16 protein-coding genes are annotated in these 13,148 nt (G+C 32.2%); 15 read left to right on the forward strand and 1 reads right to left on the reverse strand.

The window, feature by feature from the left end; all coding sequences use genetic code 11:
* The first annotated feature begins 16 nt into the window (after positions 1 to 16).
* The 5 genes from gcvH to Q0891_RS03275 all read left to right on the forward strand — a co-directional run bounded on the left by gcvH (position 17) and on the right by Q0891_RS03275 (position 4,687).
* Positions 17 to 397 carry a glycine cleavage system protein GcvH gene (gene gcvH, locus Q0891_RS03255; RefSeq protein ID WP_299098689.1) on the forward strand — a complete coding sequence of 127 codons (381 nt, stop codon included), beginning with the start codon at positions 17 to 19 and terminating at the stop codon, positions 395 to 397.
* The gene (locus Q0891_RS03260; RefSeq protein ID WP_299098691.1) at positions 390 to 752 is read left to right on the forward strand and encodes a VanZ family protein; all 363 of its coding nucleotides are present in this window, start codon (positions 390 to 392) and stop codon (positions 750 to 752) included. The genes gcvH and Q0891_RS03260 overlap by 8 nt, the downstream gene beginning before the upstream one ends.
* Before the next feature lie 66 nt (positions 753 to 818).
* Positions 819 to 1,547, forward strand: a complete 729-nt coding sequence (locus tag Q0891_RS03265) for an energy transducer TonB (protein WP_299098694.1) — start codon at positions 819 to 821, stop codon at positions 1,545 to 1,547.
* 117 nt (positions 1,548 to 1,664) lie between these two features.
* Positions 1,665 to 2,456 (forward strand): energy transducer TonB, encoded by a 792-nt coding sequence (locus Q0891_RS03270; RefSeq protein ID WP_299098696.1) that lies wholly within the window; start codon positions 1,665 to 1,667, stop codon positions 2,454 to 2,456.
* A 122-nt stretch (positions 2,457 to 2,578) separates the two neighbouring features.
* On the forward strand, positions 2,579 to 4,687 hold the full coding sequence (locus Q0891_RS03275; protein ID WP_299098698.1) for a gliding motility protein RemB: 2,109 nt from the start codon (positions 2,579 to 2,581) through the stop codon (positions 4,685 to 4,687).
* A 126-nt stretch (positions 4,688 to 4,813) separates the two neighbouring features.
* Here Q0891_RS03275 and Q0891_RS03280 read toward each other — a convergent pair whose 3' ends face one another.
* The gene (locus Q0891_RS03280; RefSeq protein WP_299098700.1) at positions 4,814 to 5,185 is read right to left on the reverse strand and encodes a hypothetical protein; all 372 of its coding nucleotides are present in this window, start codon (positions 5,183 to 5,185) and stop codon (positions 4,814 to 4,816) included.
* Between the two features lie 420 nt (positions 5,186 to 5,605).
* Here Q0891_RS03280 and cyoE point away from each other — a divergent pair, with 420 nt between their 5' ends.
* From cyoE to Q0891_RS03330, 10 genes are all read left to right on the forward strand, one after another.
* Positions 5,606 to 6,499 carry a heme o synthase gene (cyoE, locus tag Q0891_RS03285; RefSeq protein ID WP_299098702.1) on the forward strand — a complete coding sequence of 298 codons (894 nt, stop codon included), beginning with the start codon at positions 5,606 to 5,608 and terminating at the stop codon, positions 6,497 to 6,499.
* Positions 6,500 to 7,099: a cytochrome c oxidase subunit 3 gene (locus Q0891_RS03290; RefSeq protein WP_299098704.1), complete on the forward strand. Its 600-nt coding sequence runs from the start codon at positions 6,500 to 6,502 to the stop codon at positions 7,097 to 7,099. It abuts the gene before it with no gap.
* Between the two features lie 36 nt (positions 7,100 to 7,135).
* A complete protein-coding gene (locus tag Q0891_RS03295; protein ID WP_299098706.1) occupies positions 7,136 to 8,134 on the forward strand; it encodes a cytochrome c oxidase subunit 3 in 999 nt (332 codons plus the stop codon).
* A 22-nt stretch (positions 8,135 to 8,156) separates the two neighbouring features.
* The gene (locus Q0891_RS03300) at positions 8,157 to 8,606 is read left to right on the forward strand and encodes a cytochrome C oxidase subunit IV family protein (RefSeq protein WP_299098708.1); all 450 of its coding nucleotides are present in this window, start codon (positions 8,157 to 8,159) and stop codon (positions 8,604 to 8,606) included.
* Positions 8,607 to 8,762: 156 nt separating this feature from the next.
* Positions 8,763 to 9,482 (forward strand): hypothetical protein, encoded by a 720-nt coding sequence (locus tag Q0891_RS03305; RefSeq protein WP_299098710.1) that lies wholly within the window; start codon positions 8,763 to 8,765, stop codon positions 9,480 to 9,482.
* Positions 9,475 to 10,230, forward strand: coding sequence for an SCO family protein (locus Q0891_RS03310; protein WP_299098712.1), 756 nt, complete (start codon positions 9,475 to 9,477; stop codon positions 10,228 to 10,230). The genes Q0891_RS03305 and Q0891_RS03310 overlap by 8 nt, the downstream gene beginning before the upstream one ends.
* 1 nt (position 10,231) lies before the next feature.
* Entirely contained in the window at positions 10,232 to 10,777 is a 546-nt protein-coding gene (locus tag Q0891_RS03315) for a DUF420 domain-containing protein (protein ID WP_299098714.1), read from the forward strand.
* Between the two features lie 50 nt (positions 10,778 to 10,827).
* A complete protein-coding gene (locus Q0891_RS03320) occupies positions 10,828 to 11,061 on the forward strand; it encodes a hypothetical protein (RefSeq protein ID WP_299098716.1) in 234 nt (77 codons plus the stop codon).
* Positions 11,062 to 11,208: 147 nt separating this feature from the next.
* The gene (locus Q0891_RS03325) at positions 11,209 to 11,910 is read left to right on the forward strand and encodes an ABC transporter ATP-binding protein (RefSeq protein ID WP_299098718.1); all 702 of its coding nucleotides are present in this window, start codon (positions 11,209 to 11,211) and stop codon (positions 11,908 to 11,910) included.
* On the forward strand, positions 11,903 to 13,147 hold the full coding sequence (locus Q0891_RS03330; protein WP_299098720.1) for an ABC transporter permease: 1,245 nt from the start codon (positions 11,903 to 11,905) through the stop codon (positions 13,145 to 13,147). Before Q0891_RS03325 ends, Q0891_RS03330 begins: the two co-directional genes overlap by 8 nt.
* The last annotated feature ends 1 nt before the right edge of the window (position 13,148 follow it).

Genomic DNA, 13,148 nt, shown 5'->3' on the forward strand with positions numbered 1-13,148 from the left:
ATATAATAGAGTAAAAATGAATATACCATCAGAATTAAAGTACACAAAAGATCACGAATGGGTAAAGATTGAAGGCGATGTTGCCACAATTGGAATTACTGATTTTGCACAAGGAGAACTTGGTGATATTGTATATGTAGAAGTAGATACCTTAGATGAAACTTTAGACATCGAAGAAGTATTTGGTACAGTTGAAGCTGTAAAAACAGTTTCAGATTTATTTTTGCCATTAACAGGAGAGATTATAGAATTTAATGAAGGTTTAGAGGATGAGCCAGAAAAAGTAAATTCTGATCCTTATGGTGATGGTTGGATGATTAAATTGAAATTCACAGATGCTTCACAAGTAGAAGGTTTATTATCTGCAGAAGATTATAAAGCTTTAATTAGTGGTTAAAAAAGTACTGTTAGCGCTCTCTGTAACGTATACATTGGCACTAATAATAGCAAGTTTAATAACGCTAAAAGGTGTACCAAGTTTAGGGTCGTCGTTTGATGATAAAATTTATCATGTAATAGCTTATGCTGGTTTAGCATTTTTATGGGCTAATTACTTCAAACCATTTAAAACAAAATATACACCTTTTTACGTTTTTTTCTGCGCTGCTTTTCTAGGCTTTATACTAGAGTTACTTCAATATGCGGTAAACCCAAATAGAACTTATGATACTTACGATTTAATAGCTAATAGTATTGGAGCTATGTTTGGTACGTTAATTGCATTACAATTAAATATTGATAAATTAAAATAACTTAAAGCCTTGCTTATTTTACAATAAATTAGTTAAATTAGCGATGTTATAATAAACTAAGACACTATGGAACCTAAAAAGAATCCGAAATCAGACGTTAGCCGTAACAGCTCGCTGTACTTTGCTGTTGGTCTTGCCTTAATGTTGGGTATTACGTACATGGCAATTAATTATAAAACTTACGATAAAAGTGCAATTGTTGCAGATTCACTTAATTTAGATGATGAATTAGAGGAAGAAGTGCCAATTACAGAACAAATTGTAACACCTCCACCTCCACCTCCACCACCACCTGCTGCTCCAGAAATTATTGAAGTTGTAGAAGATGAAGTAGAGGTAGAAGAAACGGTAATAGAATCTACAGAAACTGAAATGGAAACAGAAATTGTTGAAATTGAAGAAGTAGAGGTTGTAGAAGTTGAAGAAGACTTAGAAGTCCCTTTTAACGTAATTGAAAATGTAGCCGTTTTTCCAGGATGTGAAAAGAAGAAAGGAAATGCAGCTAAAAAAGAATGTATGAATGAGAAGGTAAATAAATTCATTGGTAAAAAGTTTAATACAGACTTAGCTAGTGATTTAGGATTGCCTCCAGGTAAAAAGAGAATTTTTGTTCAGTTTAAAGTAAACAAATCTGGTAACATTACTAGTATTGTAGCTCGTGGTCCGCATCCAGGATTAGAGAAAGAAGCAAAAAGAGTTATTGGTCAATTACCTAAAATGAAACCTGGAAAACAAAGAGGAAAAGCTGTGGTTATGCCATTCTCTATTCCAATTGTATTCCAAGTACAAGACTAAGAAATAGATACTTTTTTAAGTAATAAAAAATCCCGTTCAAAATTAATTGGACGGGATTTTCGTTTTGGTACGCTTATTGTGACTTTGACATAATATTAACATTTAAATAATAGTATTATGAACAATTCTAAAAAAGACTTCGGTATTGCTGGTCAGAGCACTACTGAAGCAAAGAAATCACAAAAGCATGATGCAAATTTACAAAAAAACTCAACCCTTTATTTTCAAATAGGGTTGATTCTTTGTTTATTGGGTACATATGCACTTTTTGAAATGCAATTTCAAGAAACAAAATTCAAATTAGCTGAAGACACCGCTTCGGTAGAACCCATTGTTATTGATCATGTGCCGCCTTTTGTCGTTGAGGTGGTAAAACTTAAAGTTGTAGAAGTAGCACCAACAACAGAACTAAAAGATGTATTTAAGGTTGTTAAGGATGATGTACCTGTTGAGGAAAAGATTATTAAAACTCCAGATGACCCAATGACTACAAACGATCCTATTAAAGTTGACGATATAACGGTTATTGATGAGCCAGATGTGTTAGAAACCATTCCTTTTATACTCATTGAAAAAGTACCTGTTTATCCTGGTTGTGAAAAGTATAAAACTAACGATGATCGTAAAAAATGTATGTCAGAACGCATTTCAAAATTAATTAATAGAAAATTTAATACGGGTCTTGGTACTAAGTATGGTCTTTCTGGTAGACAAAAAATACATACACAATTTACTATAGATAAAAATGGCAATATAGCTGATGTAAAAATTAGAGCGCCACATCCTGTTTTAGAAAGTGAAGCAAAACGTGTTATTAATAAAATTCCTCATATGGAACCAGGCTTGCAACGTAAAGTTCCTGTTGGTGTCATTTATAACCTACCAATAGTATTTGATGTTAGAGACTAATACATTTGTACAATTATAAATAAGAACCGTTATTTTAAAATAACGGTTTTTTTTATGCGTTATTTGGGTTTAAGGTTACTAAAAAAATTAAGTATCTTTCGCACATTAAAAATTAGTCCTTTATGAAGCGCATTGTGCTATTTGTTTTTCTGTTTGTGTATAGCTTGGGTTATGCGCAAAACCTATCTTCATATGAAAAACCACCAGTATTTAAAGAATGTGATTCCATGGCTGTGGAGCAATTAAAATCTTGCTTCAACTTTACTTTAAATTCTTTTATTTATGAGAATTTTAAAGTGCCTCAAATTGTAACAGATGAATCTTATAATGGTAATGTACAGTTGTTGTTTGAGGTTACCAATACAGGGAAATTCAAAATAATATATGCAGATGCTATATATGATGAGTTAAAGACGGAAAGCAAACGTATATTCAATTTGCTTCCAGAGATAGAACCAGCGACTTATAATGGTAATCCAACATTTACACAATACAGTCTTAGTATAGCTATTCCTTTAACGCAGCCAGTGAAGGAAAATAATCAATCAACTGCAGAAACTAATACCATACAGCAGGATAGTCTTAACGCTACCTTGTCTGATGAATTAGATAAACTTGAAAAAGAAATCAAACCATATGAAGATTTAGAATATTCAAGTCAATTAAACATTCCGTTTACACATTCTTACTATGCGCGTTTTGATGCAGAAATGAATGCTATAGGTACAAACAGTCATACAGGAGCAAAACCTTTTATTTATAGTGATGTAGCGAGATATTACGATATAAAAGCTGAAAATAAAAGTTTAGAAAAGGATACAGACACTTGGTTAGGCAGAAAAACCTTGAATGAACATTTAGTAGAGGTGCAAGGTAAAGATTATTGGTTTACAGTAGATCCTATTTTAGATTTACAGGTAGGAAAGGATACGGGTTCTGATATTGGTTCTACATGGAATAATACGCGCGGTGTTTTTATACAAGCAGGTATAGGTAAACGCTTTAATTTTACAACTTCGGTTTATGAAAGTCAAGGTAGGTTTGCAGATTATTTTAATGCGTATGCTGAAAGTTTAAAGGCTTTTGGTCCAGATCCTGCAATTATTCCTGGTCGTGGAATCGCTAAACGCTTCAAGGGTAACGCTTACGATTATCCAGTTGCAGAGGCTTATTTGTCTTATACACCAGCAGATTTTTTAAATGTACAGTTTGGTCATGGAAAGAACTTTATTGGTGATGGTTACCGTTCGTTATTGCAAAGTGATGTTGCTAGTCCTTATCCCTTTTTAAAACTAAACACCACCTTCTGGAAAATAAAATATACAAGTACATGGATGTGGTTAAAAGATGTAAGGCCAGAGGTTGTAGTAGATAAAGCGTTTTTAACGAAATATATGGCTAATCATTATTTAAGTTGGAATGTAAACAAACGATTAAATATAGGTTTATTTGAATCGGTTATTTGGGAAGATTCTAATGGAAGAGGTTTTGATGTTAATTATTTAAATCCTATTATATTTTTTAGAGCCATAGAGTTTCAAACTGGGCAAGGAGCAGGTAATGCCATATTGGGTTTAAGTTCAAAATACAAATGGAATAACAAGGTAAATCTGTATGGCCAATTTATATTAGATGAATTTTCATTAAGTGACGTAACAGGAGGAAATAAAAGTTGGAAGAACAAATTTGGGTTTCAGTTAGGCGCAAAATATTATAACGCATTTAAAGTAGATAATTTACTCTTACAGGCGGAATATAATCAAGTAAGACCATATACCTATTCGCATAATACGCAGACGTTAAACTACGCACATTTTAATCAGCCAATGGCACATCTTTGGGGAGCAAACTTTAGAGAATTTGTTTTAATTGGTCGCTATAATTATAAACGTTGGTTTGGCGATGCCAAAATGATTATTGGTCAACGAGGTTTAGATTATAATACAGATGAAGATTCGTTTTCATATGGTGGCGATATTTACAGAAATTATAATGATAGAAATGCTGATACAGGCATTATAATAGGGCAAGGCAATAAAACCAATAGTTTTATGGCAGAACTACAAGCGGGTTATGTAGTTAACCCAACGACTAATCTTAAACTATTTACCAATATAATGTATAGAGATTATAATCCTGATACTGTAAATGCAACCACAGTTAGAAATGGATCTGTTTGGTTTAATATTGGTGTAAGAACAGATTTATTTAATTGGTATAATGATTTTTAGGTGAAGAAGGCAAGTTAGATTTTTCTTAATTTAATATGTTATATCCGTTGTTGTGTGACGTTTTTATGTCAGGTACAATTCAAGATAAGCATGATTTATTTTATATAAGTCAGCAATTAAATGATATTAAAGAAATCCAAGTTCTTTGTCAGCGTATATTAGAGCGTTCAGAAAAGCGAGAAAATTCAGGTCAACCGACAAGAATTTCCCTTGTAGAAGCGATGAACGATGCGATTGAGGAAGAGCTTTCAGAAAAGACATCGTAACTATGTGTAATTTTTCAAGTTCTTCTTTTGTTTTGTAGATTAACAAATTTCCAATCTTAATATTATAAAAGAATTCAAAATCAGATTCTGATAGAACTTTATTTAGTTTGTCTTTTGATTCAATATATTCGGTTATACTCATTGATGGTATTTTTTCCGTACCACGAACAGTTGTATTGTTTCCGTCTATTTTAGATTCAATTCGTTCTAAATCTTGTATTGTTATTTTCATAAGTTTAAAATATTATGATTAACGTGCCTTAAATGACACACAACTCCTTATATAAAAACTTTTATTGTCGATATCCCGTAAAATAATCGGGTTATGAAAAGTTTATCGTTGTTGTTATCCCGTAAATATAGATTAAATATTGTTGTATGCAAAAGATGTTGTGTCACTTCAATTTTTGTTTAATCCGCTTCTATGTAGAATGTTGTAAGCAAACCACAAAGGTTATTATTGGGTAAATTTTATTGTTGTGACTTTTTATGAAGACCATGTTATATTGCAGTATAACCTATACAAATATGGTTATTGTAATAAATAGTATGTGCAATATTGTCTAATTTTAAAAATAAGATTTTACATTGTTTACAAGTATTTTTCAAACTATCTTTGCACTCGCTTATAAAAGAATATAAATAATTAAAATTGAGTACCACAAAAACATCAGTATCAACAGCTTCTGTTGTCACAGATTTTAAGGAAATCACAAAGATGGGTTTATCCTTAAGTGTGGTGTTTTCTTCACTTGCTGGTTATTTTCTTGGTGCTGAAACCATTAGTATTACCACACTTCTTTTATTAGCCGTTGGTGGCTATTTTATGGTTGGTGCTTCAAATGCATATAATCAAATTATTGAGCGCGATTTAGATGCGCTAATGGATAGAACCAAAAATAGACCTATACCAGCTGGTCGCATGTCAGTGAATACAGCTTTTATAATTGCAACTTCTTTTACCATTTTAGGGTTAATTACGCTTTATATAATTAATCCCAAAACCGCCATGTATGGTGCTATTTCAATATTTTTATACACAAGTGTTTACACGCCATTAAAAACTAAAACGTCACTTTCTGTTTTTGTTGGTGCTTTACCAGGTGCAATTCCCTTTATGTTGGGTTGGGTTGCCGCAAGAGGTAGTTTTGGTATAGAGCCAGGTATGTTGTTTGCTATTCAATTTTTTTGGCAATTTCCGCACTTTTGGTCTATTGGCTGGTTTTTGCACGACGATTATAAAAAAGGTGGTTTTCACATGCTGCCTACAGGAGAACCAGATAAAGGTACAGCGGTACAAATTATAATGTATAGTGTATGGACTGTTATTGCGTCTATACTGCCAGTGTTTGGTTTTACTGGTGATTTAAAATTGTCTATAGTAGGTGCTGTTATTGTTTTTATACTTGGTATGGTAATGTTGGTTTATGCTTTAAAATTATTTAAGTTAAGAACTGTAGAGGCAGCTAAACAGTTAATGTTATCAAGCGTTTTTTATATCACATTATTGCAAATCATATATGTTGCAGATAAATTTTTGAGATAAATGGATTTAACACAAGGAACACAGAAAGAGAAAACGGCTAGGTCAAAAAAAATGATGCTTTGGTTTGGTATTGGCTCATTGATTATGTCTTTTGCAGGTTTAGTAAGTGCATTTATTGTAAGTAGTAAACAACGATTAAATGAAGATTGGTTAGTAGATTATCAATTACCAAATGCCTTTTTAATTAGTTTAGTTCTTATTTTACTTAGTAGTCTTACTTTTATTTTAGCCAAGAAGGCGTTGAGTGAAAATAAAATGAAAATGGTAACCATTTGGTTATTAGTAACATTAGTATTGGGTATTACATTTGTTTATAGTCAATTTGCTGGTTTTAGCGAGATCATTGCATCTGGTTATCACTTCGCCGGACCAACAAGTAATATCACAATGTCTTACATATATATAATAGCAGTATTGCATATAGGGCACGTTATTGCTGGCCTAATATGTCTTATTGTTGTAATTTATAATCATTTTAAACAAAAGTATAATGCCAACAATATGTTGGGTTTTGAACTAGCAGCAAATTTTTGGCATTTCGTAGATGTGCTTTGGCTTGTGCTCTTTTTGTTTTTATATTTTTTTAGATATATAATTTGATTATTTTTGTCCAATCTTAAAATTTAAATAAATTCTATGGATTCTACAGTAGCTACTGGTACAGAAGAAAAAACTTGGGGAGGCGGCAACCAGCCACTAAAAGCAAGTTACGGAAAAATGATGATGTGGTTCTTCATTGTATCTGATGCATTAACATTTTCAGGCTTTTTAGCCGCTTATGGTTTTTCAAGGTTTAAGTTCATTAATGAATGGCCAATTGCAGACGAGGTGTTTACACACGTGCCATTTTTACATGGACAAGAATTGCCAATGATATATGTGGCATTTATGACCTTTATTCTTATTATGTCTTCAGTGACAATGGTGTTAGCTGTTGATGCTGGTCATCATATGAATAAGTCTAAAGTGACTATATATATGTTTTTAACCATAATTGGTGGTGCCATATTTGTTGGCTCGCAAGCATGGGAATGGGCAACATTTATTCAAGGTGATTATGGAGCTGTACAAACTAAAGGTGGAAACATCTTACAATTTGGTGAAAATGTAACCGTAGATGGCGTAGAGAAGTTTAAGCGTGTTTCTATAGATGATATTGCAATTGCACAACCAGGCGAGCGTGAAGCGCATGAACGCAAAAACGGTCTATGGTTTGTAGACGAAGGTACTTTGCCTCCTTACACTGTTAATGAAATTTATGCAGGTTTAGCTGCAAACGAAAATATTTTAGTGAGAAATCAACTTCTTGATGAACATGGTCATAAAACCATCTTGTCAAGAGAAGAATCGTTAAAACAAATAAAAGAAAACGGAAAACTAGTTGTTAAAGGAGCTAACCTTCATGTTAATGAATATGGAACAACGCTTTTTGCTGACTTCTTTTTCTTTATTACTGGATTTCACGGATTTCACGTACTTTCTGGAGTAGTTATTAATATCATTATTTTCTTTAATGTTATTCTAGGTACTTACGAAAGAAGAGGTAGTTATGAAATGGTTGAGAAAGTGGGATTATACTGGCACTTTGTCGATTTAGTATGGGTATTTGTATTCACATTCTTTTATTTAGTATAAACTAAGAAATTAAGATTAAATTATGGCACACGAGCATAAATTAGAAATATTTAGAGGACGTTTAAAGTTCAAATCTAATACTCAAAAGATTTGGGGTGTTTTAATATTCCTAACTATTGTAACAGCAGTAGAAGTTGTTTTAGGTATATACAAACCAGAATTTTTAATGAGCACTTGGATAGATCCTATTGAAGGGAATGGTTTTTTCTCAACAGTTGGTAATGTATTATTGTCTCCTATTGTATACATGAAACCTTTAAACTTAATCTTCATTGTATTAACAATTGTAAAAGCCTATTACATCACATGGGATTTTATGCACATGAGAGATGAAACTGGTAGCTTTAGAAAGATGGTTGTTTGGACTGGTGTTTTCTTAATCTGTTACTTAATTTTCATCTTATTACAAGAAGGTGGATACGTTTTTAATGTTTACAACGCAGAAGACGCATTAATAAAGAAAGATTTTTAACTACATAAGTGAATAACTTAAAGGTTTTTACTTAGAATTTATAGTAGAAACCTAAGTGTTAAATATAAATAAAGGGTGGTTTTTCTAAACCACCTTTTTTATTTTTGCAATTCGAAAATTAACCCTTTTATTAACTGAGTTTTTATTGCATTACATATGGAAGTAAATAACACAAAGCGATATATAGTTCTCGGTATTCTATTCTTTTTGCCTGTAGCTTTTTTGTTAATGCTCTATCCAGCAAAACATAATTACGAGCCATTAAATATTGTAAATGAAAACGTATCTGATATTCAAACCTTCGGCTCAGATACTTCAGAAGCATTACAACTAAAAGACAATATAACTGTTTTAGGTTTTTTAGGAAAAACACCATTAAATAATACTATAGCAGCCTTAAATCTTAAGGAGTTAGTCTACGATAAATTTAAGGGCTTTAAAAACTTTCAGATTATAATCGTAGTGCCAAAAGGCACTGAAGATGAAGTAGAGCTTCTTAAAAAAGAAATCAATACTTACGAAGATTTAAAATTCTGGCATTATGCATTTGCTACTGAAGGTGAAATAAAACTGTTATATAATTCTTTAATAACAGAAGATAAGCTACAGAATGATTTATCCAGTAATAATGTCTATATAATAGATAAAGATCTTAATCAAAGAGGACGAATTGATGGAAGATCAGAAAGGGAAGTAGAAGATGATAAGCCTAAGTTTAGTGTGTATGAATACAATACTATAGAAGTAGCAGAAATAAAGAATATGATGAATGATGATGTAAGGATCTTGTTTACTGAGTATAGACAAAAAAGACAAGGTAAATTTGATGATTCAAACACACGAAGAGAAAAAGAATTAAAACAGAGTTATGAGTAAAAAATCAAATTATTCGTACGTTGGTATTGCGTTTATTATTTTATTGTTTGGAATTATTTTTGTGCCTAAAATAATTGATAGAATTAGTGAAGGCGATGTAACAAGAGATGAAAGCCGAAGCGAAGATGTCTCTAATGCTACCATTACAAAGAAAAGTAAAAGCGACTTAAAATATTTAGAAATCAATGGTGAACCTAAAAAGGTGCCTGCATTTAGTTTTATAAATCAAAACGGTGAAACTATTAGCAATAAAGATTATTTAGGTAAAGTTTATGTGGTAGAATTCTTTTATACTACCTGTCCTACCATTTGCCCAATAATGAATAGAAACTTAGTAGAGGTTCAAAATCAGTTTAAGGATTTAGAGAATTTTGGTTTAGCATCGTTTACTATAACGCCAGAAATAGATACACCAGAAGTGTTAAAGGCTTATGCAGAAAAATATGGAATCACAAATACTAATTGGCATTTAATGACAGGTGATGAATCTGAGATTTACAAACTAGCTAATAAAGGTTTTAATCTATACACAGCAAAAGACGAAAGTGTAGAAGGCGGCTTTGAACACTCCGGAAATTTTGCGCTTATTGATAAAGAAGGTTACATTAGATCTAGGCAAGATAACTTTGGAAATCCAATGATATTTTACAATGGTTTAGTACCAGAAGCTGTTGGTGTAGATGAGGATGGAATTCCGCAAGAAATAACAATTTTAAAAGAAGATATTCAAAAATTATTGAACGAGTAATATGAGTGTAGTAGATATTGAAAAAGAAAAAAAATATAATAAATGGATCATTGCATTATCTGTAATTATCCCTGTAGCCGTTGCTGCTTTATTTGGTATTAATCTTCGTGAGTTAGGTTTTGATGTTAAGCCATTAATGTTTTTACCACCAATCTATGCTGTGATTAATGGATTAACAGCCGTTGTTTTAATTTTCGCAGTGGTAGCAATTAAAAATAAAAATAGAACGCTACACGAGAAGTTAATGAAGTTTGCAATTGTACTCTCAGTATTATTTTTGTTATTATACATAGCGTATCACATGACGAGTGATTCTACAAAATTTGGTGGAGAAGGTGCTGTTATGTACATCTATTACTTTATCTTAATTACACATATAGCATTGTCTGTAATAGTAATTCCATTTGTTTTAATTACCTATGTAAGAGCGATTACAAATAATATAGAACGTCATAGAAAGATTGCTAAAATTACATTTCCGTTGTGGCTTTATGTTGCTGTAACAGGTGTAGTGGTGTATTTAATGATTTCGCCGTATTACGCATAGTTTACTAATTTGCTAGAGTTATTAATTGGCAGATTTAAAGAACCCTTAAAATGAAAAACAAATTCATCTACCTCATATTTTCACTTTTCTTTTTTGTGAATACAAATGCGCAATGTGCCATGTGTAGAGCAGTTTTAGAAAGTGGTGAAGATCAATCTGCAGCAGAGGGAATAAATGATGGTATTATGTTTTTAATGGCTGTGCCATATATTTTGGTGGCTACACTAGGTTACATCGTTTACAGAAAATTTAATAAACCTGATAAGTCTAAAAATTTAAGTTAGAAACTGTAACATTTTTGCGTTTGCATAGTCTTAGTTATAACCGTTATATTTAGGGTCTTAACAATTTGTTGGCATAAAATGACTTAAGTTTTTCTTAAAATTGCAATAGACCAGATTTTTTTTGGACTATAACTAACTAACCAAACTATGATTCAGATAAAAGATTTGCACAAATCTTATCACATGGGTAGCAACTCGCTTCATGTGTTAAAAGGTATTAATTTTGATGTAAAAGAAGGTGAGTTAGTTTCAATAATGGGGTCTTCAGGTTCAGGGAAATCTACGTTATTAAATATACTTGGTATGTTAGACGAAGCAGATGAAGGCCAATACATTCTCGATAATGTTCCTATAAAAAATCTTAACGAAAAAATAGCAGCTAAATACAGAAATGATTTTCTAGGCTTTATTTTTCAATCATTCAATCTTATAAATTATAAAAGTGCTTTAGACAATGTGTCTATGCCATTATACTATAAAGGCGTTAAGCGAAAAGAACGTACTGAAAAAGCGATGCACTATCTCGAAAAAGTAGGTTTGGCACAATGGTCTCATCATTTACCGAGTGAGCTTTCTGGAGGACAAAAACAACGTGTTGCGATCGCAAGAGCTTTAGCAAGTGACCCTAAGGTTTTATTGGCTGATGAGCCAACAGGAGCCTTAGATACTAAAACGTCCTACGAGGTTATGGAACTCATTCAAGGTATTAATGATGAAGGGAAAACGATTCTTGTTGTCACTCACGAGGATGATATTGCGCATATGACCAAACGTATTGTTAATCTTAAAGATGGATTAATTATAGACGATAGTGTAGTAAATCAAGTTAGAGCTTCAGCACATGTTTGATATAGAACGTTGGCAAGAAATCTTTGAAACGCTACGTAAAAACAAATTACGTACTTTTTTAACAGGTCTTTCGGTAGCCTCAGGAATTTTTATACTCGTAATTCTTCTTGGATTTAGCGAAGGAATAGCAAATGGCGTAAAGTCTCAATTTGAACAAGATGCAACTAATAGAGTTTCCGTTTGGACAGGTGTTACTACAAAGGGCTACAAAGGCTTAAATCCTGGGCGATACATTCAACTGAAAAATTCTAGTTTTGAGGCTGTGAAAAATCAGTATGACGACTATTTAGTATATGGTACAAAAGACTACATGATTTGGGGAGGAACGGTATCATATAAAAATGAAACCGGAAACTATCGTGTTCGCGGAACAATGCCAGATAACCAATTTATTGAAAACGCTGATATTGGATCTGGTCGCTTTATTAGTCAGTCAGACATTTTGCAGAGAAAAAAAATAGCTGTTATTGGCAATAAAATGAAGAAAGATCTTTTTAAAGATGAAGATCCTATAAATAAAAACATTCAAGTGTATGGAATGAATTTTAAAGTCGTTGGTGTTTTCTTTGATCCAGGAGGCGATAGAGAAGAAAGCCAAGTCTATATTCCTGTATCTACAGCACAAGCGGTTTTTAATGGTGGAGAAGACATCAGAAATATGGCTTTTACCGTAAAAATGGCAGATGATTTTGATGAGGCCGTAGCGATGTCTAATGCTATTGCTTTAGGAATAGAACAAAAAATAAAAGAAATCCATACCGTAGCACCAGATGATGTAAGTGCAGTTAGAGTTAGAAATACGTTAGAACAAGCTGAGAAAATATACTCGCTAGTCGCTACTATAAAAGCTGTATTTTGGTTTGTAGGTATAGGAACTATTATAGCTGGTATTGTAGGTGTAGGCAACATAATGTTAATTATAGTAAAAGAACGAACTAAGGAAATAGGCATACGAAAGGCGTTAGGAGCTCTACCAATGTCTATTGTTGGTATGATATTACAAGAAGCTGTTTTTGTAACAATGTTTTCAGGATTGTTTGGATTAATTCTAGGACTTGGATTGTTAGAATTGGTTGGTCCTCAGATAGAAAGTGATTTTATAAAGTATCCACAAGTAGATTTCAATATTGCAATTACAACAGTATTTTTATTAGTACTTGCAGGTGCGTTAGCGGGATTCATACCTGCTTATAGAGCGGCAATGATTAAACCAATAGATGCATTAAGAGACGAATAAT

The organism is uncultured Winogradskyella sp. (assembly GCF_947498005.1).
GTDB lineage: Bacteria > Bacteroidota > Bacteroidia > Flavobacteriales > Flavobacteriaceae > Winogradskyella.

Bases quoted from the DNA above. Each gene is read 5' to 3' on its own strand.
- gcvH (WP_299098689.1), top strand. From the start codon at position 17: ATGAATATACCATCAGAATTAAAGTACACAAAAGATCACGAATGGGTA.
- Q0891_RS03265 (WP_299098694.1), top strand. From the start codon at position 819: ATGGAACCTAAAAAGAATCCGAAATCAGACGTTAGCCGTAACAGCTCG.
- Q0891_RS03270 (WP_299098696.1), top strand. From the start codon at position 1,665: ATGAACAATTCTAAAAAAGACTTCGGTATTGCTGGTCAGAGCACTACT.
- Q0891_RS03275 (WP_299098698.1), top strand. From the start codon at position 2,579: ATGAAGCGCATTGTGCTATTTGTTTTTCTGTTTGTGTATAGCTTGGGT.
- Q0891_RS03280 (WP_299098700.1), bottom strand. From the start codon at position 5,185: ATGAAAATAACAATACAAGATTTAGAACGAATTGAATCTAAAATAGAC.
- Q0891_RS03290 (WP_299098704.1), top strand. From the start codon at position 6,500: ATGGATTTAACACAAGGAACACAGAAAGAGAAAACGGCTAGGTCAAAA.
- Q0891_RS03295 (WP_299098706.1), top strand. From the start codon at position 7,136: ATGGATTCTACAGTAGCTACTGGTACAGAAGAAAAAACTTGGGGAGGC.
- Q0891_RS03300 (WP_299098708.1), top strand. From the start codon at position 8,157: ATGGCACACGAGCATAAATTAGAAATATTTAGAGGACGTTTAAAGTTC.
- Q0891_RS03305 (WP_299098710.1), top strand. From the start codon at position 8,763: ATGGAAGTAAATAACACAAAGCGATATATAGTTCTCGGTATTCTATTC.
- Q0891_RS03310 (WP_299098712.1), top strand. From the start codon at position 9,475: ATGAGTAAAAAATCAAATTATTCGTACGTTGGTATTGCGTTTATTATT.
- Q0891_RS03315 (WP_299098714.1), top strand. From the start codon at position 10,232: ATGAGTGTAGTAGATATTGAAAAAGAAAAAAAATATAATAAATGGATC.
- Q0891_RS03320 (WP_299098716.1), top strand. From the start codon at position 10,828: ATGAAAAACAAATTCATCTACCTCATATTTTCACTTTTCTTTTTTGTG.
- Q0891_RS03325 (WP_299098718.1), top strand. From the start codon at position 11,209: ATGATTCAGATAAAAGATTTGCACAAATCTTATCACATGGGTAGCAAC.
- Q0891_RS03330 (WP_299098720.1), top strand. From the start codon at position 11,903: ATGTTTGATATAGAACGTTGGCAAGAAATCTTTGAAACGCTACGTAAA.